This window comes from Halomonas sp. B23F22_10, from assembly GCF_043496975.1.
Taxonomy (GTDB): Bacteria; Pseudomonadota; Gammaproteobacteria; order Pseudomonadales; family Halomonadaceae; genus Halomonas; species Halomonas smyrnensis.
The window spans coordinates 43,771-64,206 of record NZ_JBIEKF010000004.1 but is presented as its reverse complement, the minus strand read 5'-3'; the positions used below and the strand labels follow the sequence as shown (position 1 = coordinate 64,206).

General features: G+C 69.1%; 20 protein-coding genes. 8 read left to right on the top strand and 12 right to left on the bottom strand.

Annotation, left to right across the window (positions count from 1 at the left end):
- The first annotated feature begins 1 nt into the window (after window position 1).
- The gene (gene argB, locus ACGTNF_RS10095) at window positions 2-904 is read left to right on the top strand and encodes an acetylglutamate kinase (protein WP_016856553.1); all 903 of its coding nucleotides are present in this window, start codon (window positions 2-4) and stop codon (window positions 902-904) included.
- 61 nt (window positions 905-965) lie between these two features.
- Complete coding sequence (gene slmA / locus ACGTNF_RS10090) at window positions 966-1,577, top strand: nucleoid occlusion factor SlmA (RefSeq protein WP_394601591.1); 612 nt, start codon at window positions 966-968, stop codon at window positions 1,575-1,577.
- Window positions 1,578-1,660: 83 nt separating this feature from the next.
- Here slmA and rpoH read toward each other — a convergent pair whose 3' ends face one another.
- The 4 genes from rpoH to ftsY all read right to left on the bottom strand — a co-directional run bounded on the left by rpoH (window position 1,661) and on the right by ftsY (window position 5,784).
- Window positions 1,661-2,527 carry an RNA polymerase sigma factor RpoH gene (gene rpoH / locus ACGTNF_RS10085; RefSeq protein ID WP_016856555.1) on the bottom strand — a complete coding sequence of 289 codons (867 nt, stop codon included), beginning with the start codon at window positions 2,525-2,527 and terminating at the stop codon, window positions 1,661-1,663.
- A 133-nt stretch (window positions 2,528-2,660) separates the two neighbouring features.
- A complete protein-coding gene (gene ftsX / locus ACGTNF_RS10080; RefSeq protein ID WP_394601590.1) occupies window positions 2,661-3,632 on the bottom strand; it encodes a permease-like cell division protein FtsX in 972 nt (323 codons plus the stop codon).
- Window positions 3,629-4,297 (bottom strand): cell division ATP-binding protein FtsE, encoded by a 669-nt coding sequence (gene ftsE / locus ACGTNF_RS10075; protein ID WP_016856557.1) that lies wholly within the window; start codon window positions 4,295-4,297, stop codon window positions 3,629-3,631. The genes ftsX and ftsE overlap by 4 nt, the downstream gene beginning before the upstream one ends.
- Complete coding sequence (gene ftsY, locus ACGTNF_RS10070; RefSeq protein ID WP_394601589.1) at window positions 4,294-5,784, bottom strand: signal recognition particle-docking protein FtsY; 1,491 nt, start codon at window positions 5,782-5,784, stop codon at window positions 4,294-4,296. Before ftsY ends, ftsE begins: the two co-directional genes overlap by 4 nt.
- A gap of 91 nt (window positions 5,785-5,875) precedes the next feature.
- On the opposite strand from ftsY, the gene rsmD reads away from it, so the two are divergent.
- Window positions 5,876-6,541: a 16S rRNA (guanine(966)-N(2))-methyltransferase RsmD gene (rsmD, locus tag ACGTNF_RS10065; protein WP_394601588.1), complete on the top strand. Its 666-nt coding sequence runs from the start codon at window positions 5,876-5,878 to the stop codon at window positions 6,539-6,541.
- A 79-nt stretch (window positions 6,542-6,620) separates the two neighbouring features.
- Window positions 6,621-6,830: a cell division protein ZapB gene (locus tag ACGTNF_RS10060; RefSeq protein WP_016856560.1), complete on the top strand. Its 210-nt coding sequence runs from the start codon at window positions 6,621-6,623 to the stop codon at window positions 6,828-6,830.
- Window positions 6,831-6,869: 39 nt separating this feature from the next.
- Here ACGTNF_RS10060 and rimI read toward each other — a convergent pair whose 3' ends face one another.
- From rimI to prfB, 7 genes are all read right to left on the bottom strand, one after another.
- A complete protein-coding gene (rimI, locus tag ACGTNF_RS10055; protein ID WP_394601587.1) occupies window positions 6,870-7,328 on the bottom strand; it encodes a ribosomal protein S18-alanine N-acetyltransferase in 459 nt (152 codons plus the stop codon).
- Entirely contained in the window at window positions 7,321-8,166 is an 846-nt protein-coding gene (locus tag ACGTNF_RS10050) for a hypothetical protein (protein ID WP_394601586.1), read from the bottom strand. The genes rimI and ACGTNF_RS10050 overlap by 8 nt, the downstream gene beginning before the upstream one ends.
- A complete protein-coding gene (locus tag ACGTNF_RS10045; RefSeq protein ID WP_152479776.1) occupies window positions 8,163-8,474 on the bottom strand; it encodes a BolA family protein in 312 nt (103 codons plus the stop codon). Before ACGTNF_RS10045 ends, ACGTNF_RS10050 begins: the two co-directional genes overlap by 4 nt.
- 28 nt (window positions 8,475-8,502) lie before the next feature.
- Entirely contained in the window at window positions 8,503-9,915 is a 1,413-nt protein-coding gene (locus ACGTNF_RS10040; RefSeq protein ID WP_394601585.1) for an MFS transporter, read from the bottom strand.
- A gap of 73 nt (window positions 9,916-9,988) precedes the next feature.
- A complete protein-coding gene (locus tag ACGTNF_RS10035; protein ID WP_016856374.1) occupies window positions 9,989-10,375 on the bottom strand; it encodes a hypothetical protein in 387 nt (128 codons plus the stop codon).
- A gap of 256 nt (window positions 10,376-10,631) precedes the next feature.
- Complete coding sequence (lysS, locus tag ACGTNF_RS10030; protein WP_394601584.1) at window positions 10,632-12,167, bottom strand: lysine--tRNA ligase; 1,536 nt, start codon at window positions 12,165-12,167, stop codon at window positions 10,632-10,634.
- Between the two features lie 163 nt (window positions 12,168-12,330).
- Window positions 12,331-13,429, bottom strand: a protein-coding gene (gene prfB / locus ACGTNF_RS10025; RefSeq protein WP_394601583.1) for a peptide chain release factor 2 whose coding sequence is annotated in 2 segments (ribosomal slippage) — window positions 12,331-13,353 and window positions 13,355-13,429 — 1,098 coding nt in all. Because the reading frame shifts where the segments join, the coding sequence is not laid out codon by codon here.
- A 253-nt stretch (window positions 13,430-13,682) separates the two neighbouring features.
- On the opposite strand from prfB, the gene ACGTNF_RS10020 reads away from it, so the two are divergent.
- From ACGTNF_RS10020 to ACGTNF_RS10005, 4 genes are read left to right on the top strand one after another with little or no spacing between them, the layout of a single operon-like run.
- Window positions 13,683-15,260: a peptide ABC transporter substrate-binding protein gene (locus tag ACGTNF_RS10020; protein WP_394601582.1), complete on the top strand. Its 1,578-nt coding sequence runs from the start codon at window positions 13,683-13,685 to the stop codon at window positions 15,258-15,260.
- Window positions 15,261-15,318: 58 nt separating this feature from the next.
- The gene (oppB, locus tag ACGTNF_RS10015; protein WP_016856370.1) at window positions 15,319-16,245 is read left to right on the top strand and encodes an oligopeptide ABC transporter permease OppB; all 927 of its coding nucleotides are present in this window, start codon (window positions 15,319-15,321) and stop codon (window positions 16,243-16,245) included.
- The gene (locus ACGTNF_RS10010) at window positions 16,235-17,119 is read left to right on the top strand and encodes an ABC transporter permease (protein ID WP_394601581.1); all 885 of its coding nucleotides are present in this window, start codon (window positions 16,235-16,237) and stop codon (window positions 17,117-17,119) included. The genes oppB and ACGTNF_RS10010 overlap by 11 nt, the downstream gene beginning before the upstream one ends.
- Window positions 17,120-17,153: 34 nt before the next feature.
- Window positions 17,154-18,767: an ABC transporter ATP-binding protein gene (locus ACGTNF_RS10005; RefSeq protein WP_394601580.1), complete on the top strand. Its 1,614-nt coding sequence runs from the start codon at window positions 17,154-17,156 to the stop codon at window positions 18,765-18,767.
- A gap of 74 nt (window positions 18,768-18,841) precedes the next feature.
- On the opposite strand, the gene ACGTNF_RS10000 is transcribed toward ACGTNF_RS10005, so the two are convergent.
- Window positions 18,842-20,200, bottom strand: coding sequence for an OmpP1/FadL family transporter (locus tag ACGTNF_RS10000; protein WP_394601579.1), 1,359 nt, complete (start codon window positions 20,198-20,200; stop codon window positions 18,842-18,844).
- Between the last annotated feature and the right edge of the window lie 236 nt (window positions 20,201-20,436).

Here is a 20,436-nt window from a genome sequence, read left to right as displayed (position 1 = left end):
CATGAGCGAACAGAACCGCGACCCGCGCCAGGTAGTGGAGGTGCTCTCGGAGGCCCTGCCCTACATCCAGCGCTTCTCCGGCAAGACCGTGGTGGTCAAGTACGGCGGCAACGCCATGACCGAGGACACCCTGATCGACTCCTTCGCCCGCGACATGGTGCTGATGAAGGAGGTCGGCATCAATCCGGTGGTCGTCCACGGCGGTGGCCCGCAGATCGGCGACCTGCTCGGCAAGCTCAAGATCGAGTCGCGCTTCGTCAACGGCATGCGGGTCACCGACGCCGAGACCATGGACGTGGTCGAGATGGTGCTGGGCGGGCTGGTCAACAAGGGCATCGTCAACCTGATCAACCAGAGCGGCGGCAAGGCCATCGGCCTGACCGGCAAGGACGGCGGCCAGATCCGCGCCCGCCAGCTCCGGGTCGAGCAGCAGACGCCGGACATGGCGGCCTCCGAGATCATCGACATCGGCCACGTCGGCGAGGTGGAGCATATCTCCACCGACCTGATCGAGATGCTCGCCGAGCGCGATTTCATTCCGGTGATCGCGCCGATCGGCGTCGACGAGGACGGGCGCAGCTACAATATCAATGCCGACCTGGTGGCCGGCAAGGTGGCCGAGGCGCTGGACGCCGAGAAGCTGATGCTGCTGACCAACGTCTCCGGGCTGATGAACGCCGAGGGCGAGGTGCTTACCGGGCTGACCACCGCTCAAGTCGACGCCCTGATCGCCGATGGGACCATTCATGGCGGCATGCTGCCGAAGATCCGCTGCGCGCTGGACGCCGTGAAGGGCGGCGTGGCAAGCGCTCACATCGTCGACGGCCGGGTGCCCCATGCGACCCTGCTGGAGATCTTCACCAACGCGGGAGTGGGCACGTTGATCACCAACGCGAACCGATGATGACGCCGGGGTCTCGGCCCCGGCTGCCCCTCTTATCAAGGACCGACAAGAAAAGAACATCATGACGCAGGCAACTCACACTCCCAGCCGCCGGGAGCAGATCCTCCAGGGGCTGGCGCTGATGCTGGAGGAAGACAGCGGCAAGCGCATCACCATCGCCGCCCTGGCGCGACAGGTCGGCGTCTCCGAAGCCGCCCTCTACCGCCACTTCCCCAGCAAGGCACGCATGTTCGAGGGGCTCATCGAGTTCATCGAACAGACGCTGTTCGAACGCATCGGCCGCATCCTCGAGGAGGTGCCCGAGGCGCTGCCTCGCTGCGGCCAGATCCTCACCCTGGTGCTGGCCTTCGCCGAGAAGAACCCGGGCCTGTCGCGGCTGCTCGGCGGCGACGCCCTGACCGGCGAGACGGCGCGGCTGCGCCAGCGCATCCACCAGCTGTTCGAACGCCTCGAGACCCAGCTCAAGCAGGTGCTGCGGGAGGCGGAACTGCGCGAGGGGCGTCGCCCGTCGCTGCCGATTCCGGCCGCCGCCAACCTGCTGGTCGCCCAGGTCGAGGGGCGCATCGCCCAGTACGTGCGCAGCGACTTCCGCCACCGGCCCACCGCGCACTGGGACGACCAGTGGCCGGTGCTGTCGGCAGGGCTGCTGCGCGAGGCGGTACAGACCGCCTGACGCCGCCCGAACCAGACGGCAACAAAAAACCCCGAAGGCCTGGCCTTCGGGGTTTTCTTCGTTTGGCGCGGCGGCCCGTGCCGTCAGGCCGCGAGCGTCTCGCCGATCTGCTGCTTGATCTTCTTCATGGCGTTCTTCTCGAGCTGACGGATGCGCTCGGCGGACACGCCGTAGACGTCGGCCAGCTCGTGCAGGGTCGACTTGTCGTCGCTCAGCCAGCGCTGCTGGAGGATGTCGCGGGAGCGCTCGTCGAGCCCCTCCAGCGCCATCTGCAGGCGGCGGGTGGCGTCGGCCTCCCAGTCGCTGTCCTCGAGCTGGGTCGCCGGATCCTGGCTGGCGTCGTCCAGATAGTGGACCGGCGCCTGGTAGGCGGTCTCCTCGTCCTCGCCCGGGGCGGCGTCGAAGCCGGCATCGTGGGCGGACAGGCGGCCCTCCATCTCGCGCACGACCTCGGGCTTGACGTCGAGGTCCTTGGCGATGGCCTCGACCTCGTCGGTGTTCAGCCAGGCCAGGCGCTTCTTGGCGCTGCGCAGGTTGAAGAACAGCTTGCGCTGGGCCTTGGTGGTGGCGATCTTGACGATCCGCCAGTTGCGCAGCACGAACTCGTGAATCTCGGCCTTGATCCAGTGCACGGCGAAGGACACCAGGCGCACGCCCTGGCGCGGGTCGAAGCGCTTGACCGCCTTCATCAGGCCGACGTTGCCTTCCTGGATCAGATCGGACTGAGCCAGGCCATAACCGGAATAGCTGCGCGCGATGTGTACGACGAAGCGCAGATGCGACATTACCAGACGGCGAGCCGCCTCGAGGTCGCCTTCGTCGTGCAGACGGAAGGCCAGGTCACGCTCCTCGTCGACGGTCAGCATGGGAATGCCGTTCACCGCCTGGATATAGCCGTTGAGGTCGTGGCCCGGGGAAAGGTGGCCCACCGGCAGAAGACTGGTGCTCATGTGCAAAATGTCTCCGTTGAAGCCCGTGTGTGGAATCCCTCGTATGGAAACCCGTACTTGGAACCCGAGTCGCCGCATTGGATAGCGGCTTACCGATTTGGTTCCGCAGTATTCCCGATTCGAAAATGCTTCGCTAGCGGGGCCGGATCTGCGCCAGGTGACGACTCACGGCGATCCAGGCGCCCAGCCAGCCCAGCAGTGTACTACAGCCGAGCAGGATTGCCGACCCCGCGAACCCCAGCCCCGGCAGCGTGAACCCCGCACCGTAGCTGGCCGCCAGCGCGGCGATCGGCGTGGCCAGCCAGTTGCCGCCGAGGGTCAGCAGCAGGCAGGCGAGCGCCCCGCCGCCCAGCCCGTACCAGGCCCCGCTGTAGAGGAAGGGACGGCGCACGAAGGCGTGGGTGGCGCCGATCAGGGTCACCACCTCGATCTCCTGACGCCGATTCTCCACCGCCAGGCGAACGGTGTTGCCGACCACCAGCAGCACCCCCAGGCCGAACAGCACCGCGAGCCCCAGGCCGACCCGGCGGCCCAGCTCGGCCAGCTGGCCGAGCCGCTCCAGCCACGCCAGGTCCAGGCGCACCTCCTCGACCCCGGCCATGTCCTCCAGGCCGCCCGCCAGGCGCTTGACCGCGTCCGGCGACGGATCGTCGGGGCGAATCACCACGCTGGCCGGCAGCGGATTGCCCGGCAGCCGCGCCAGGGCATCCTCCAGCCCCAGCGCCTGCTGGAACTCGGCCATGCCCTCGTCGGCGGTGATCAGTCGCGTGTCGGCCACGCCGTCATGGGCGGCCAGGGCCTCGACGATGCGCCCCGCCTCGGCATCGCCGACGCGCTCTTGCAGATAGACGGTGAGGGTCGCGCTCTCGTCGAGCTCGGCGTCGAGCAGCCGCGCGCCGTCCAGGGTCAGCCACAGTCCGGCCGGCAGCACCAGGGCGATGGCGATGGCCAGCATGGTCAGCAGGCTGCTCAGGGAGTGGCGCAGCAGCCGGCGAGCGCTGTCCAGCGCCATGGCGCGATGGTGGCGCAGCCAGCCGCGCCAGCGGCCGCCGGAGGAAGGGCGCTGGGCACGGGCGCCGCGGCGCGTGGACATGTCACGGCTCATGAGGCCTCCTCGTCGGCGACCAGGCGCCCCTCGCTGAGGCGCAGGGTACGGTGGCGCAGCCGGGCGATCAGCGCCAGATCGTGGCTGGCGATCATCACCGTGGTGCCGATGCGGTGGAAGTCCTCGAACAGCCGCATGATGTCCGCCGACAGCTGGGGGTCCAGGTTGCCGGTGGGCTCGTCGGCGAGCAGCAGGGACGGCTTGTTGACCACCGCCCGGGCGATGCCCACGCGCTGCTGTTCACCGCCGGAGAGCTCGATGGGCAGCGCCTTCTCGCGATGCAGCAGCCCGACCTTGTCCAGCGCCGCGCGCACCCGGCGGGCCGCCTCGCGCGGCTCGGCGCCCTGGATCTCCAGCGGCAGCGCCACGTTGTGATAGATCGAGCGGTCGAACAGCAGCTGGTGATCCTGGAACACCACGCCGATCTGGCGCCGGTAGAACGGCACCTGGCTGTGATGCAGGCGGTCGATGTCATGGCCGGCGACCAGGATGCGCCCGCGGCTGGGCCGCTCCAGGCGCATCAGCAGCCGCAGCAGCGAGCTCTTGCCGGCCCCGGAGTGGCCGGTGAGAAACACCATCTCGCCGCGGCGCACGCGGAAGTCGAGATTGGCGAGCGCCTCGAAGCGCCCGCCGTAGCGCTTGCCGACGTGCTCGAAGGCGATCATGCCGAGGCGTCGTCGCGGTCGAACAGGGCGTCGACGAACTCCCGGGCATCGAAGGGACGCAGATCGTCCAGGGTCTCGCCGACGCCGATGAAGCGGATCGGCGTGCCCAGCTGCTGGGCCAGGGCGAAGATGACGCCGCCCTTGGCGGTGCCGTCGAGCTTGGTCAGGGTGATGCCGGAGACCGGCACCGCCTCGTTGAAGGTGGACGCCTGGGACAGCGCGTTCTGGCCGGTGCCGGCATCCAGCACCAGCATCACCTCGTGGGGGGCCTGCTGGTCGAGCTTGGCCATCACCCGGCGCACCTTCTTGAGCTCTTCCATCAGGTGGGCCTTGTTGTGCAACCGGCCGGCGGTATCGGCGATCAGCACGTCGACGCCGCGGGAGCGGGCCGCGGCCAGGGCATCGTAGACCACCGAGGCGCTGTCGGCGCCGGTGTGCTGCGCCACCACCGGCACGTCGTTGCGCTCGCCCCAGACCTTGAGCTGCTCCACCGCGGCGGCGCGGAAGGTATCGCCGGCGGCCAGCATCACGCTGCGGCCCTCGCGCTGGAAGCGCTGGGTCAGCTTGCCGATGGTGGTGGTCTTGCCGACGCCATTGACGCCGACCACCAGGATCACGAACGGGCCCTCGCCCTTGGGCGGCAGCGCCAGCGGCGCGGTGACGCCGTCGAGCAGGGTCGCCAGCTCCTCCTGCAGCGCCTGGTAGAGCGCCTCGGGATCCTTGAGTTCCTTGCGCGAGACGCGGTCGGTGAGCCGGTCGATGATCTCGGTGGTGGCCTCGATGCCCACGTCCGCCATCAGCAGCTGGGTCTCGAGCTCTTCCATCAGATCGTCGTCGATCTGCTTGCGGCCCATGAACAGGCCGGCGAGCCCCTCGGTCAGGTTGGCGCGGGTCTTGCCCAGCCCCTCGCGCATGCGCGCGAACAGGCCCTTCTTCTTGCCCTGGGGCTTCTCGCGGGTCTCGGCCCTGGGCTTCTCCACCGGTGCAGGAGCGGGTTCGGGCTCCGGCTCAACCGCAGGCTCGGGCGCGGCGGCCTGTTCGGGTTCGGGCTCGGGTTCGGGCTCGGGTTCGGGCTCGGATGCCGGCTCGGCTGGCGACGGGACGGGTTCTGCCTCGGGCTCCGCGGCCGGCTCGGCGTCCGCCGCCTCGGGAGTCTCGGGAGTCTCGGGTGTCTCGGACGCGGACGCCTCGGGTTCGACGTCGGCGGCCCGGGGCGCTTCAGGCGCCTCGACGAGCGCGGGTTCGGCGTCTGCCGCAGGGGGCTCGGGCTCCTCGGCCGGCTCGGGCGCGGTGGACGCTGCGGTTTCATCGTCGCGCTCGGCGACGGGGGCGGACTCGGTCGCCGGGGCGGGCTGCGCCTCGCTCGGCGTCTCGGCCTCCGGCTCGGCCGTCGCGGCATCCGGCGCCTCCTCCTGCTCGACCTCGGGGGCCTGCCGGGGCTCCTGCTGCTCTTGCTGCTTCTTCTTGCGCTTGAAAAAACCGAACATGGGGGGATTCAGCCTCGCGGGTGAACGAATCGCCACATCCTACCATCGCGCACCATGACTGTGGACAAGGCGCCCGCTACAATCGGCGCCCATGAGCCGACGACGCCCCTCCTCCCGATCCTCGACGCCTGCCCGCGGCCGCGGCAAGCAGGCGACCTCCCGCCCCGCCGGGCAGCTGCGCATCATCGGCGGCGAGCATCGCCGCCGCCGGCTGCCGGTGCTGGACAGCCCGGGCCTGCGCCCCACGCCGGACCGCGTCCGCGAGACGCTGTTCAACTGGCTGGGCATGACCACGCCCGGCGCCCGGGTGCTGGACCTGTTCGCCGGCACCGGCGCGCTGGGCCTGGAGGCCCTCTCCCGCGGCGCCGCCGAGGCGACGCTGGTGGAGCGCGACGCGCGGGTCGCCCGGGTGCTGTCCGACAACCTGGCCACGCTTGGCATCGCGTCCGCCGAGGTCAGCGTCGCCGACGCGCTCGGCTATCTCGAGGCGGGGCTCGCCGAGGCGCGATCGCCCTTCTCGCTGGTGTTCCTCGATCCGCCCTTCCGCCAGGGCCTCGCCGCGCCCTGCTGCCGGGCCCTCGAGGCCGGCTGGCTGGCGGCGGACGCCTGGATCTACGTGGAGACGGAGTCGGAGCTCGCGCCGGAGGTGCCGGACGGCTGGCGGCTGCATCGCGAGGTGCGGGCCGGCGACAGCACCGGGCGGCTGTATCACCGCCCGGGCGCGGCCGACGCGCTGCCCGACGAAGACGCTTGCTGAGCCCCGTCCACGGCGTTAGTCTGCCGCTGCAGGACGCCAATCACGGGCCCAGCCCCGCCGACATCGTCAGGAGAAACGGATGAGCATCGAACTCTTCAACCAGCTCGAACAGAAGGTCGCCAGCGCCGTCGAGGCACTGGAGTTGATGAAACTGGAAGCCGAGGAGCTGCGCGAGGAAAACGCCCGCCTCAAGCAGGAGCGCGAGGAGTGGGAACGCCGCCTGTCCGCGCTGCTGGGCAAGTTCGACGATGTCGAGACCGACAGCACCGCCGAGCAGCAGGCCGGCTGACGAGCCGAGCGTCGCCGCCCCTGGCCGCCCCGTCGTGCGTCAGGCCAGGGGGCGGGACATCAGCAGCGCGTCCTCGCGTTCGGTGCCGGCCAGCGGCGGATAGTAGCCGCGCCGGCGCCCGTCCTCCGCGAATCCCGCCCGCATGTACAGCGCGATCGCCGGGGCATTCCCCGCCCGCACCTCCAGCAGCAGCCGCTCGGCGCCCCTTGCGCGGGCGCGCTCGACGACCGCGGTCAGCAGCCTTCCCGCCAGCCCCTCGCCGCGCCGCTCCGGTGCGATGAGAATGCTCTCGAGCTCGGCGTCGAAGGGCTGACGCGACACCACCGCGTGGCCGATCAGCCCCGCCGCGTCCTCCAGCCCCAGCACCGCGTACTCCTCCGCCGCCAGCGCCTGCTCGAGCCGCGTCGCCGACCAGGGATGCGCCTGGCCGCCTGTCTCCAGCGCGACCAGCGCCTCCAGATCGGCGCCGCCGAGCTCCCGCAGGCGAGGCTCAGGCATCGCCTTTCGCCTCACCCTTTGCCTCACCATGCCACTCACGGCGCCAGTCGAGCAGCCGCGGCCAGAGGTCGCGCTTGGCCTCGGCGCTTCCCGCCAGGGTCTCCAGCGCGGGCCCCTGCCAGGCCGGCAGGTCCAGCGCCGTCGAGCGCCCGTCGTCGATGGCCAGCACCCGCGCCAGGGTGGCCTCGTCGCCGAACACCAGCAGCCGCTCCGGGGCCCAGCCGCGCCGCGCGCGGCCGGCGAGGAAGGCGCCGAGCCCCTGGCGCGCCTCGTCCAGCGGCGCCTGCACGTCCAGCCCCTCGATCTGGGGCCAGTGGAAGGCCTCGAAGGCCGGCGGATGCTCCGGCGTGACGCCGGCGGCCCGCAGCAGGTTGGCCAGCAGCCGCTGCGCCAGCGGCGAGGGCGCCGCCTGGCCGGGCTGCACCACCAGCCAGCGCCCGTCCAGGCAGGCCACCTGCAGGGCGAAGCGCAGCGCCTCCCGGGGCTCGTCCGACTCGACGCTCCTGGCCGGCTCAGGCGCCGCGCCCGGGGCGGCCTCTTCGCTGGCCGCCTCGGGCACCAGGCCGCCGAGCAGCGCGCGCGCCTTGCGCTCGCCCGCCGGCGGACGCTCGCGGGGCTCCGCCGCGGGGGCGGCCGGCGCCGGGACAGACGGCTCGGCCGGCGCGTCCAGCAGCGCATGAAGGCGCTCGCCGGGGGCCTGGCGAGCGCCGTCGTCCGGCACGGGCAGCTCCCACTCGCAGGCCTCGGTCGGCCGGGCGTTGGGCATCCGATAGCGCGCCGTCCAGGCCGTCAGGCCCATGGCCTCCAGATACTGCAGCCGCTGGGGCTCGGTGGTCACGAGTTGCCGCCGCCCCGACAGTTCGGGGAGTCCGGACGCGCTTCACCGCGGGCCTGCCACTCCTCGGGGGTGTAGGGATGCAGCGCCAGGGCGTGCACGGGGCCGGCCAGCTCGTCGGTCAGCAGGGCGTAGATCTGCTGGTGACGCTTGACCGGCATGATGCCGGCGAAGCGCGGCGACACCACGGTCACCTTGAAGTGGGTCTCGGAGTTGGGCGGCACGTGATGCATGTGGCTCTCGTTCTCCACCTTGAGGAAGGTGGGCTCGAGGGCCTGGAGCTTTTGCTCGATGGTCGACTGGATGCTCATCTCGGCGTTCCGCTGGTGAGTGTCGGGGTCATTGTACGCGTTCGACCGCGGCGCGACGACGGGCACGCTGCGCCTCGCCGGCCAGCGAGACGCGCCCGAGGCTGGCCATCAGCGACAGCCCGGTGGCGATCACCCCGGCCCACAGCGCCACCTGCACCGGGGCCCCGGCGGCCAGGCAGGCGCCGACCAGCGCCACGCCCAGCGACTGCCCCACGGTGCGCGTGGTGCTCATCACGCCGGAGGCATTGGCACTCTTCTCGGCCGGCACGCTGCCCATCAGCTCGCGATTGTTGGGCGGCTGGAAGAAGCCGAAGCCGAGCCCGCACAGCGCGGTGCGCCACAGGCAGTCGATCACCTCGGCATCGGCCTCGAGCCTCGCCAGGCTGCCGAGGCCGACCATCAGCAGCACCAGGCCGGCCGAACTCAGCAGGCTGGGATTGAGACGATCGGCCAGGCGACCGGCGAGGGGCCCGGCCACCATGATGGTCAGCGGCCAGGGGGTGAACAGCCAGGCGGTCTCCAGCGGCGAGAAGCCCATCTCCTGCTGATAGAGGAAGGACAGCGCGACGAAGGCCAGGCCCTGACCGATGAAGGCCAGCCCCTGGGAGGAGACGGCCAGGGTGAAGCGACGCTCCTCGAACATCGACAGCGCCATCAGGGGATAGGGCGCGCGGCGCTGACGGGCCAGGAAGGCGGCGCCGGTGGTCAGGCTGAGGGCGAGCCAGCCCAGCGTCTCGAGCCCGGGCAGCTCGGCGCCGTTGCCGTCCAGCGCCATGAAGAAGCCGCCCAGCGTGGCCATGGCCAGCAGCGCCCCCCAGCCGTCGAAGCCGCCGCGGCGGCCCGGCTCCCTGGGCAGCGCCCGCCAGGCCAGCGCTACCGCGCCCATGGCCGGCAGCGCCGGCAGCGCGAACAGCCACGGCCAGCTGGCCACCGAGAGGATCGAACCGCCCAGCGCGGGACCCGCGGCGTAGCCGATGCCCACCACCAGCGAGCTCAGCCCCAGGGCGCTGCCCAGCAGCCGCGAGGGGAAGATGGCGCGATACAGCGAGGGCCCGATCGACAGCGTCGCCGCCGCCGCCATGCCCTGCAGGGCGCGGAACGCCAGCAGCGCCTCCAGGCTGCGCGACAGCGCGCAGCCCAGCGCGGCCAGGGCGAACAGCACCAGCCCGCCCATGTAGACCCGCCGCCGGCCGACCAGCTCGCTCACGGCGGCGAAGACCAGCAGGAAGGCGGCGCAGGTCACCTGGAAGAGGTTGGTCACCCACACCGCATCGGCCGACGCCACCTCGAGATCGGCGGCGATGGACGGCAGCGCCAGATTGACCATGGAGTTGTCCATCACCGCCATGGTGGTGCCGAGGATCAGCGCCAGCACCGCGAGACGGCGTTCGGCCCCCGGCAGGCCATCGTCGCCGGGGCGGTTCGAGAAGAGTCGGCTCATGTGTGATCGTCGCTGACAAGAAAACCGGCCGAAGCCGGTTTTCTCGAGGTTTGCCTGCCGGATGGAAGCAGAATCAGTCCTGATCCGTTTCCAGCAGCAGATTATCGTCCACTTCGGCCACTTCCAGGGCCGTCTCGTCATCGAGGTCGACCGCCAGGTAGCTGTACTCGAAGTGCAGGAAGCGCTGGAACAGCGCCCAGTCGAGGGTCTCGGGCCACTGGCGCTCGTCTTCTTCCCAGGCGCGCAGCTCGGTCTCGAGGATCTCGAGATAGCGCTCGCGGACGAAGCCCTCGAGGGCCTCGGGAGAATCCATCTCCGGGATCAGATAGACGGTGCTTTCCCTTTCGACGTCGCCGAGCGAGAGGTCGTCGTCACCCATGGTGGGCTCCAGGGCATTGACCCAGTCGACGAAGTGCTGGGTCGGCCTGACGCTCAGGGCGGAACGGTTGAGCAGTTTCATCACGGTCTCCTCGACGTCGAAACGCTGCCATTATGGGCGCCAGGGGCGCTCCTTACCAACACTTCCCGACCAACCTGCCGGAAGTAGGGCTAAGCGGTCACCCAAGAAGCCCGCGGAAGGCAGCGAGCCAGATTCAGACTAGGCGGCTGGCGCAGGGGAAGAGCGAACCTCATTCTTCATGGATGAAGAATGGAGCGCCCAGGGACGGGTGCACAGCGTGTTCGCGTTACCCTGCGCCAGACCGGTATCCGATGCCTCAGTCAGCAGACGGGCGCATGGCCGGGAACAGCAGCACATCGCGGATGGAAGCGCTGTCGGTCAGCAGCATCACCAGGCGGTCGATGCCGATGCCCTGACCGGCGGTCGGCGGCAGGCCGTACTCCAGCGCGCGCACGTAGTCGGCGTCGTAGTACATGGCCTCGTCGTCGCCGGCCTCCTTCTCGGCCACCTGGGCGGCGAAGCGTTCGGCCTGGTCCTCGGCGTCGTTGAGCTCCGAGAAGCCGTTGGCGATCTCGCGGCCGCCGACGAAGAACTCGAAGCGCTCGGTGACGAAGGGATCGCTGTCCTTGCGACGCGCCAGCGGGCTGACCTCGGTCGGATAGTCGGTGATGAAGGTCGGCTGCTGCAGGCGATGCTCGACGGTCTTCTCGAAGATCTCGATCTGCACCTTGCCCAGGCCCCAGCCGTCCTTGACGTCGATGTCCAGGCGCTCGGCGATCTGGCGCGCGGCGCTCTCGTCGGCCAGCGACTCGGCATGGATGTCCGGGTTGTACTCGAGGATGGCGTCGAACACGCTCAGCCGGCGCAGCGGCTGGCCGAAGTCGTACTCGTAGCTCTCCAGCACCTCGCCCTCGGCGTCACGCACGGTGTTGGTGACCACGGTGCTGCCCAGCACCCGCTGGGTGACCTCGCGCAGCATGGCCTCGGTCAGATCCATCAGGTCCTGATAGTCGGCGTAGGCCTGGTAGAACTCGACCATGGTGAACTCGGGGTTGTGCCGGGTCGACAGCCCCTCGTTGCGGAAGTTGCGGTTGATCTCGAAGACGCGCTCGAAGCCGCCCACCACCAGGCGCTTGAGGTAAAGCTCCGGCGCGATGCGCAGGTACATGTCGATGTCCAGCGCGTTGTGGTGGGTGATGAAGGGCCGGGCCGTGGCGCCGCCGGGGATCGGCTGCAGCATCGGGGTCTCGACTTCCATGAAGCCGTGATCCTCGAAGAAGCGGCGCATGGCGCTGATCACGCCGGCGCGGGTCTGGAAGACCTCGCGGGAATCCGGGTTCATGATCAGGTCCACGTAGCGCTGGCGATAGCGGGCTTCCATGTCGGTCAGGCCGTGGAACTTGTCCGGCAGCGGGCGCAGGCTCTTGGTCAGCAGGCGCGCCTCTTCCATCATCACGTAGAGGTCGCCCTTGCCCGACTTGTGCACCGGGCCGCGGCCGGCCACGATGTCGCCGATGTCCCAGCCCTTGATGTCCTCGAGCACGTCCGCCGGCAGGCCCTTCTTGTCGACGTAGAGCTGGATCTGGCCGCTGGCGTCCTGGATGACGATGAACGGCCCGCGCTTGCGCATGATGCGCCCGGCCACGGCCGCGGGACGCGCCAGCGCCTCGAGCTCGGGCTTGTCCTTGTCGCCCAGCTCGGCGGCCAGTTCGGCGGCGGTGCTGTCGCGACGGAAGTCGTTGGGGAAGGCACTGCCGCCGTCGGTGGCGGCGCGCTCGCGGCGCTCGGCCAGCTTGCCGCGGCGCTCCGCGATCAGGTGATTCTCGTCCTGGGAAGTGTCCTGGTTAGCCATGTCGCTACCTGTTGAAATCATGGTGTCGAATACAGAGACATCTCACCTAGAGCCGCGCGAGCGACGCCGAGACAAGGCGCCCCTCGGACAGAGCGCGGAGTTGACGAGTCGTCAATGAGCATCTCTGGCCGAGGGGCAACGCCGTATCGGCGAGCGCAGCAGGCTATAGGCCTTGTTTGAGGCTCGCCTCGATGAACTGGTCCAGATCGCCGTCCAGCACCTTGTCGCAGTTGCTGGACTGCACGCCGGTGCGCAGATCCTTGATGCGCTGGTCGTCCAGCACGTAGGAGCGGATCTGGCTGCCCCAGCCGATGTCGGCCTTGGAGTCCTCGGCGGCCTGCTTGGCCGCGTTGCGCTTCTCCATCTCGTGTTCCCACAGCTTCGCCTTGAGCTGTTTCATGGCGAAGTCGCGGTTGGCGTGCTGGCTGCGCTGGCTCTGGCAGGCCACCACGATGCCGGTCGGCTCGTGGGTGATACGCACCGCCGAGTCGGTGGTGTTGACGTGCTGACCGCCGGCGCCGCTGGAGCGATAGGTATCGGTCCGCAGGTCCGAGGGATTGATCTCGATCTCGAAGCTGTCGTCCACCTCCGGCGACAGAAACACCGAGGCGAAGGACGTGTGGCGACGGCCGCCGGAGTCGAACGGGCTCTTGCGCACCAGGCGGTGCACGCCGGTCTCGGTGCGCAGCCAGCCGAAGGCGTACTCGCCCTGGACATGTACGGAGGCCGACTTGATGCCCGCCACCTCGCCGGCGGAGAGCTCGGTGAGCTCGGCCTTGAAGCCGTGATGCTCGGCCCAGCGCAGGTACATGCGCAGCAGGATGTTGGCCCAGTCCTGAGCCTCGGTGCCGCCGGAGCCGGCCTGGATGTCGAGATAGGCGTTGTTCTCGTCCATCTCGCCGGAGAACATGCGCCGGAACTCGAGCTTCTCGAGGCTGGCCTGGAGGCCGTCGAGCTCCTTCTGGACCTCCTCGACGGTGCCCTCGTCCTCCTCCATCTCGGCCAGTTCCAGCAGGTCCTGGCTATCTGCCAGCCCCTGGTCCAGCTCGTCGATGGTGGCGACGATGGCCTCGAGGGTCGCCCGCTCCTTGCCCAGCTTCTGGGCGTGGTCCGGGTCGCTCCAGACGTCGGGGTCCTCGAGCTCGCGGGTGACTTCCTCTAGCCGATCCTTCTTTTCGGCATAGTCAAAGATACCCCCTCAGGACGTCTGTCCGCTCAGACAGGTCCTTGATGAGGTGGTTGATCGGATTGGTTTCCAGCATGGGGTTCGCCTGAATCCAAGGGAGATGAGGCGCGCGCCGGCGCCGGGCGCCGGCGGCGGAGAAAAGACGGGCATTGTAGCGAAATGCACCGCCAGCGGCCATCCCGCAGGGGCCAGCGCAGCTGGGGTATCGAATTCGTGGATGAACTCATGCGCAATTTCAAATGGACCCCGACCAGGGTCACGAGGGAGGGTAAGTCATGGCCGCTTCGCGGCCGAACACTACAACAAGCACAAGCCTCAAGGAGTGATTCATGAGCAAGCCCCGTCTTGCCGTCGGCAGCCTGTTGCTCGCCACCGGCCTGGCCGCCTCGCCCCTGCAGGCCGACACCCTGCGCCTGGCCATCATGGGCGAACCCGCCTCCCTCGACCCGCACAAGATCAGCGGCACCTGGGAGAACGATGTGGTCGGCGACCTCTTCGAGGGGCTGGTGACCGAGGCCGCGGACGGCGATCGCATCCCCGGCGTGGCCGAATCCTGGGAGGTCTCCGAGGACGGCACGGTGTACACCTTCTCGCTGCGCGACGACGCCGAATGGTCCGACGGCACCCCGGTCACCGCCGATGACTTCGTCTTCGCCTTTCGCCGCATTCTCGACCCGGCCACCGCCGCCAGCTATGCCTACCTGCTCTACCCGGTGAAGAACGCCGAGGCGGTCTACGCCGGCGAGGCCGACTCCGACACCCTGGGCATCGAGGCCCTGGACGAGCGGACCCTGCGCATCACCCTGGAGCGCTCCACGCCCTACTTCCTCGACCAGCTGGCCCACTACACCGCCTACCCGGTGCCGAAGCACGTGGTGGAGCAGTACGGCGACGACTGGTCCAGGCCCGAGCACATGGTCTCCAACGGCGCCTTCATGCTGGAGGACTGGCGGTCCCAGACCCGCATCGAGGCCGTGCGCAACCCACACTTCCATGACGCCGAAGACGTCGCCCTCGACGAGGTGGTGTACTTCCCCATCGAGGAGCGCAACACCGCCCTGAACCGCTTCCGCGCCGGCGAGATCGACATCGCCCGGGAGTTTCCCACCCAGCAGTACGACTGGCTCCAGGACAACCTGCCGGACGCCGTGCGGGTCGCGCCCTATCTCGGCATCTACTATTACGCCTTCAACACGCGGGACGGCCATGCCACCAGCGACCCGCGGGTGCGCGAGGCGCTCAGCCTGGCGGTGCGCCGCGAGGTGATCACCGGCCGCATCCTCGGCACCGGGGAAGAGCCGGCCTACCACTTCGTGCCGCCGGACGTGGCCCACTACGATGGGGCGGAACTCGAGTTCGCCGACCTCGACCAGGAGGCGCGCCTCGAGCGGGCCCGGCAGCTGATGCAGGAGGCCGGCCACGGTCCGGACAACCCCCTCGAACTCCAGCTGCGCTACAACACCAGCGAGGACCATCGCAAGGTGGCGATCGCCGTGGCCGCGATGTGGAAGCCGCTGGGCGTCGAGGTGGAGCTCTACAACTCGGAGGTGGCGGTGCACTACGCCGACATCCGCCAGGGCGACTTCGACGTGGCCCGGGCCGGCTGGATCGGTGACTACAACGACGCCCAGAACTTCCTCAGCCTGCTGGAGGGCGGCGTCGCCAACAACTACGGCGCCTACGCCAACCCGGCCTTCGATGAGCTGATGGACCGGGCCGCCGGGACCCAGGATCTGGACGCTCGCGCCGAGCTGATGGCCGAGGCGGAACGGCTGGCCCTGGATGACCACGCCGTCCTGCCGATCTACGACTATGTCTCGCGCAACCTGGTCAGCCCGACGCTGACCGGCTGGGAACCCAACATCGAGGACATCCACCGCTCGCGCTGGATCGGCTTCGACGACTGAACCCATCTTCCTCCCACCGGCAACGGCCCCGGGACACCCCGGGGTCGCGGGGACTCTCATGCCTGGCTACATCCTCAAGCGCCTGCTGCAGGCGATACCGACGCTGTGGATCGTCATCACCCTGTCGTTCTTCCTGATGCACCTGGCACCGGGCGGCCCCTTCGACGGCGAGCGCCAGCTGCCGCCGGAGATCGAGGCCAATCTGCTGGCCACCTATCATCTGGACGAGCCGGTGTGGAAACAGTACCTGATCTACATGGGCAACCTGCTGCAGGGCGATCTCGGCCCCTCGTTCAAGTACAAGGACTTCAGCGTCACCGAGCTGGTCGCCCAGGGCTTCCCGGTAAGCCTGGAGCTGGGGCTATGGGCCATCGGCCTGGCGCTGTTGATCGGCCTGCCGCTGGGCGTGATCGCCGCGCTGAAGCGCAACTCCACCGTCGACTACCTGGTGATGGGCGCGGCGCTGGCCGGGGTGGCGATCCCCAACTTCGTCATCGCGCCGCTGCTGGCGCTGGTGTTCGGCGTCTTCCTGGCCTGGCTGCCGGTGGGCGGCTGGAACGACGGCCAGTGGCAGAACCTGGTGCTGCCGGTGGTGGCGCTGTCGATCCAGCAGATCGCCTACATCGCGCGCATGATGCGCGCCAGCATGATCGAGGTCCTCGGCAGCCACTTCATCCGCACCGCCCGCGCCAAGGGCCTGACCGAAGCCGAGGTGATCTGGCGCCACGCCCTGCGCCCGGCGATGCTGCCGGTGGTCTCCTATCTGGGCCCGGCCGTCGCCGGGATCATCACCGGCTCGGTGGTGATCGAGCAGATCTTCGGCATTCCCGGCATCGGACGCTACTTCGTCCAGGCCGCCCTCAACCGCGACTACACCCTGGTGATGGGCACGGTGGTGTTCTACGGCGCCCTGATCGTGCTGCTCAACCTGCTCGTCGACCTGACCTACTCGGCCCTGGACCCGCAGATTCGCCATGACGACTGATACCGCTGTCTCGACCCCCGATCTCGCCGGCGACAGCCTGGCCCGCGAGGCCTGGCGCCGCCTCAGGCAGAACCAGGCCGCCACCCTCAGCCTGGTGCTGCTGGCCCTGACCACCCTGGCCTGCGTGATCGGCCCCTGGTTGACGCCCTGGGGCCTCGACGAGGTGGACTGGAACGCCTTCCTCACGGCCCCGAGCCTGGCCGACGGCCACTATGCCGGCACCGACGCCAACGGCCGCGACCTGCTGACCCGCGTGCTCCACGGCGGCCGGGTGTCGCTGTCCGTGGCGCTGGTGGCCACCCTCGTCTCGCTGCTGATCGGCGTGCTCTACGGCGCCGTTGCCGGCTTCTTGGGCGGGCGCGTCGACAACCTGATGATGCGCTTCGTCGACATCATGTACTCGCTGCCGTTCATGTTCCTGGTGATCCTGCTGATGGTGGTGTTCGGCCGCAACATCCTGCTGATCTATGCCGCCATCGGCGCCGTGGAGTGGCTGGACATGTCGCGCATCGTGCGCGGCCAGGTGCTGGCGCTCAAGCGCCGCGAGTTCGTCGAGGCCGCCCGGGCGCTCGGGGTGCGCGGCCACAAGATCGTCACTCGCCACCTGATTCCCAACGCCATCGGTCCGGTGATCGTCTACGTCACCCTCACCGTGCCCAAGGTCATCCTGCTGGAGAGCTTCCTGTCCTTCCTGGGGCTCGGCGTCCAGGAACCGCTGACCAGCTGGGGCGTGCTGATCAGCGAGGGCAAGGACATGATGGAGACCGCGCCATGGATGCTGCTGGTGCCCTCGATCTTCCTCGCCCTGACCCTGCTGTGCCTGAACTTCCTCGGCGATGGCCTGAGGGACGCCCTGGACCCGAAAACCCGCTGATGACAGCGCCCCGGAATCCCATCAGGAGAGGAACATGCAACAGCCACTGCTCGAATTCGATCGCCTGCGGGTCGACTTCAGCCTCCCGGGCGGCACCGTCACCGCCGTCCGGGATATCAGCTTCACCGTGCACGAGGGCGAGACCCTGGCGCTCGTCGGCGAGTCCGGCTCGGGCAAGTCGGTCTCCTCCACCGCGGCCATGGGCCTGCTCCCGGACCTGGCCCGCCCCTCCGGCGCCATTCGCTGGCACGGCGGCGAGGGCGACGAGGACCTGCTGACGGTCGCGCCCGGGCGCCTGCGCCGCCTCCGCGGCAACGAGATCTCGATGATCTTCCAGGAGCCCATGACCTCGCTGAATCCGCTGCATCGGGTGGGCCGGCAGGTCGTCGAGGTGCTGGCCAAGCACACCTCGCTGCGTGGCCAGGCCGCCCGCGCGCGCGCCCTGGAACTGCTCGAACAGGTCGGCATCCCCGAGCCGGCGCGACGCATCGGCAGCTACCCCCACGAGCTCTCCGGCGGCCAGCGCCAGCGGGTGATGATCGCCATGGCGCTGGCCTGCGAGCCGAAGCTGTTGATCGCCGACGAGCCGACCACCGCCCTGGACGTCACCGTCCAGGCCCAGATCCTGACCCTGCTCGAGGACCTGAAACAGCGCTACGGCATGGCCATCCTCTTCATCACCCACGACCTCGGCATCGTGCGCCACTTCGCCGATCGGGTCTGCGTGATGCGCCAGGGCGAGCTGGTGGAGAGCGGCGAGACCGCGTCGCTGTTCGCCGCCCCCCGGCACGACTACACGCGGATGCTGATCGACGCCGAGCCCCGCGGGCGCAAGGCGCCGGTGGCCGAGGACGCGCCGCTGCTGCTGGAGGCCCGCGATCTTCGCGTGCGCTTCCCACTCGGCAAGCGCCTCTTCCGCCCGATGGAGGTCTTCGAGGCGGTGCGCGGCATCGACCTCTCGATCCGGCGCGGCCAGACGGTGGGCATCGTCGGCGAGTCCGGTTCCGGCAAGTCGACGCTGGGGCGCGCCCTGCTGCGCCTGCTCGAGAGCCAAGGCGACATCCGCTTCGACGACACGGCGCTGGACGGCCTGGACAGCGCCGGCATGCGTCCGCTGCGCTCGCGGATGCAGGTGGTCTTCCAGGACCCCTTCGGCTCGCTGTCACCGCGCATGACGGTGGGCGAGATCATCGGCGAGGGCCTGCGGGTGCACGCCCCCGAGCTCGGCCGGCGCGAGCGCGACGCCCGGGTCCAGGAGGCGCTCAATGACGTCGCCCTGGACCCGGCGATGCGCCACCGCTATCCCCACGAGTTCTCGGGCGGCCAGCGCCAACGCATCGCCATTGCCCGCGCCCTGGTGCTCAAGCCCGAGTTCCTGCTGCTCGACGAGCCCACCTCGGCCCTGGACCGTTCGGTGCAGGCCACGGTGATCGCGCTGCTGCGCGACCTGCAGGCGAGACACGGCCTCACCTACCTGTTCATCAGCCACGACCTCGCCGTGGTGCGGGCCCTGGCCGACAGCGTGCTGGTGATGAAGGACGGCGCGGTGGTCGAACAGGGCGACACCGAGGCGCTGTTCCAGGCGCCCCGGGAGGCCTACACCCGGGAGCTGATGCGCGCGGCCTTCCTCGACGGCGAGGCCGCCTGACGTCAACGACGCGGCCATGACAAAGCCCCGGCCGATGGCCGGGGCTCTGGGTCGAAGCGGATCACGCCAGGCGGCTAGAAGCGATAGTCCAACGACAGGGCGAAGACGTCGGCCTCCACCTCGTAGGTGCCGGACAGGTTGCCGCGGCTGGCGTTCTCGTTGGTCGGAGTGGCGTCCTGATCCATGTCGACATCGTCGCCGAAGATGCGCAGATAGCCCGCGGTGATGCCCAGGTTCTCGGTCGGCTGGTAGGTGGCGCCGAGGGAGGCCCAGCGGCGATCGGCATCCGGCACCCGGGGGGTGCGGAACTCGGCGCTCGGCACCGGCGTCTCGTCGATGCCCAGGCCGGCCCGCAGCAGCCACTGTGGGTTCAGGGCATAGTTCGCGCCCACCGAGAAGGCCCAGGTATCGTCCCAGTTCTCGGTCGTGTTGCTGTCGGGAGTGCTGTCCTCGAACTCGACGGTCAGCTCGTCGAAGCTGCTCCACTCGGTCCACTCGGCGTTGGCCATCAGCGCCAGCCGATCGGTCAGCTGGTGATAGACGCCAAAGTTAAGGTTGGCGGGCGTGGTGAGTTCGGCGGAACCACCGCCGTTCGTCAGCGTATTTCGGGCACGGGCGCCATCAAGCACAATTTGACCGGAGGGGTCGTCAGCGCTGAAGCGGGCATCGCCTTCGAGTGTCAGGTCGATCTCGGAGCGGTAGCTGGCCCCAAGACGAGTCTTGTCGGTGGCCTGATAGAGCACGCCCAGGGTATAGCCGAAGCCCCAGTCGTCGCCGGTGACTTCAGCGAAGCCGTCGTTGCCGCCAGGGGCTGCTCCGGGCACGCCAGCTTGAGCGCCACGCGCGCCCAGGTCGACAGCATTGGACAACGTCGCATCCGCATACTGCGCCCGCAGGCCGACCGCCAGGTTGAGTCGCTCGGTGGCCCGGTAGTTGAGCGTCGGCTGGAAGTCGATGGTGGTGAGCTCGGTCTCCACGGCGTGATAGCGGCCGATCCAGTCCTTGTCGTACTTGGTGGAGAGCCCGTAGGGCGCATAGATGGCCAGGCCCAGGTCCCAGCGCTCGTCGAGCTGCGTCTTGGCGGCGAAGCTCGGCACGGTAGCCGTCTCGCCGCCCTGACGGGAGCCGCCTCGGTCATAATTGGTACCGACTAGACTTGTTGCTTCGGCATCCTGCAGTTCGAAGCTGGCATCGATATAGGCCACCCCGCCGGCGACCTGATTGCCGTCGATGTTGCCGATGGCGGCCGGGTTATGGGCCATGAAGCTGACGTCCTCGGCGCCGGCGGCGGCGTTGGAGAAGGCGTTGGCGAGGCTCTTGGCGCTCTGCTCGCGCACCTGGAAGCCGGTGGCGGCGGCCTGGGCGGACACGAGCGCCGCGGAGGCCAGGGCGACGGCGACGGCGAGCTTGCGAGACGTGAAGGGCAGGGGCATGGCGCGGCTCCTTGGCATTGCTGTTGTTATGGTGATGCAGCGACTGACCGACAGTGTCGTCAGAACTCATCGCAAGGATCAAGGACAAACGCCCGTTTAAATCCAGTTTTCACTAATACTTTAGTGGCACGACTGTTTGAACATGAAGCGCAACAATAACTTGCACTCTCCTCCCGCCCCTCCCCTGCCGATCCCCTCGCGGCCATCTTGACCCTTGTGTCACCCAAGGGTTTTAC

Excerpts from the sequence above, each read along its gene's own strand:
- argB (WP_016856553.1), top strand. The coding sequence starts at position 2 with ATGAGCGAACAGAACCGCGACCCGCGCCAGGTAGTGGAGGTGCTCTCG.
- slmA (WP_394601591.1), top strand. The coding sequence starts at position 966 with ATGACGCAGGCAACTCACACTCCCAGCCGCCGGGAGCAGATCCTCCAG.
- rpoH (WP_016856555.1), bottom strand. The coding sequence starts at position 2,527 with ATGAGCACCAGTCTTCTGCCGGTGGGCCACCTTTCCCCGGGCCACGAC.
- ftsX (WP_394601590.1), bottom strand. The coding sequence starts at position 3,632 with ATGAGCCGTGACATGTCCACGCGCCGCGGCGCCCGTGCCCAGCGCCCT.
- ftsE (WP_016856557.1), bottom strand. The coding sequence starts at position 4,297 with ATGATCGCCTTCGAGCACGTCGGCAAGCGCTACGGCGGGCGCTTCGAG.
- ftsY (WP_394601589.1), bottom strand. The coding sequence starts at position 5,784 with ATGTTCGGTTTTTTCAAGCGCAAGAAGAAGCAGCAAGAGCAGCAGGAG.
- rsmD (WP_394601588.1), top strand. The coding sequence starts at position 5,876 with ATGAGCCGACGACGCCCCTCCTCCCGATCCTCGACGCCTGCCCGCGGC.
- ACGTNF_RS10060 (WP_016856560.1), top strand. The coding sequence starts at position 6,621 with ATGAGCATCGAACTCTTCAACCAGCTCGAACAGAAGGTCGCCAGCGCC.
- rimI (WP_394601587.1), bottom strand. The coding sequence starts at position 7,328 with ATGCCTGAGCCTCGCCTGCGGGAGCTCGGCGGCGCCGATCTGGAGGCG.
- ACGTNF_RS10045 (WP_152479776.1), bottom strand. The coding sequence starts at position 8,474 with ATGAGCATCCAGTCGACCATCGAGCAAAAGCTCCAGGCCCTCGAGCCC.
- ACGTNF_RS10040 (WP_394601585.1), bottom strand. The coding sequence starts at position 9,915 with ATGAGCCGACTCTTCTCGAACCGCCCCGGCGACGATGGCCTGCCGGGG.
- ACGTNF_RS10035 (WP_016856374.1), bottom strand. The coding sequence starts at position 10,375 with ATGAAACTGCTCAACCGTTCCGCCCTGAGCGTCAGGCCGACCCAGCAC.
- lysS (WP_394601584.1), bottom strand. The coding sequence starts at position 12,167 with ATGGCTAACCAGGACACTTCCCAGGACGAGAATCACCTGATCGCGGAG.
- ACGTNF_RS10020 (WP_394601582.1), top strand. The coding sequence starts at position 13,683 with ATGAGCAAGCCCCGTCTTGCCGTCGGCAGCCTGTTGCTCGCCACCGGC.
- oppB (WP_016856370.1), top strand. The coding sequence starts at position 15,319 with ATGCCTGGCTACATCCTCAAGCGCCTGCTGCAGGCGATACCGACGCTG.
- ACGTNF_RS10010 (WP_394601581.1), top strand. The coding sequence starts at position 16,235 with ATGACGACTGATACCGCTGTCTCGACCCCCGATCTCGCCGGCGACAGC.
- ACGTNF_RS10005 (WP_394601580.1), top strand. The coding sequence starts at position 17,154 with ATGCAACAGCCACTGCTCGAATTCGATCGCCTGCGGGTCGACTTCAGC.
- ACGTNF_RS10000 (WP_394601579.1), bottom strand. The coding sequence starts at position 20,200 with ATGCCCCTGCCCTTCACGTCTCGCAAGCTCGCCGTCGCCGTCGCCCTG.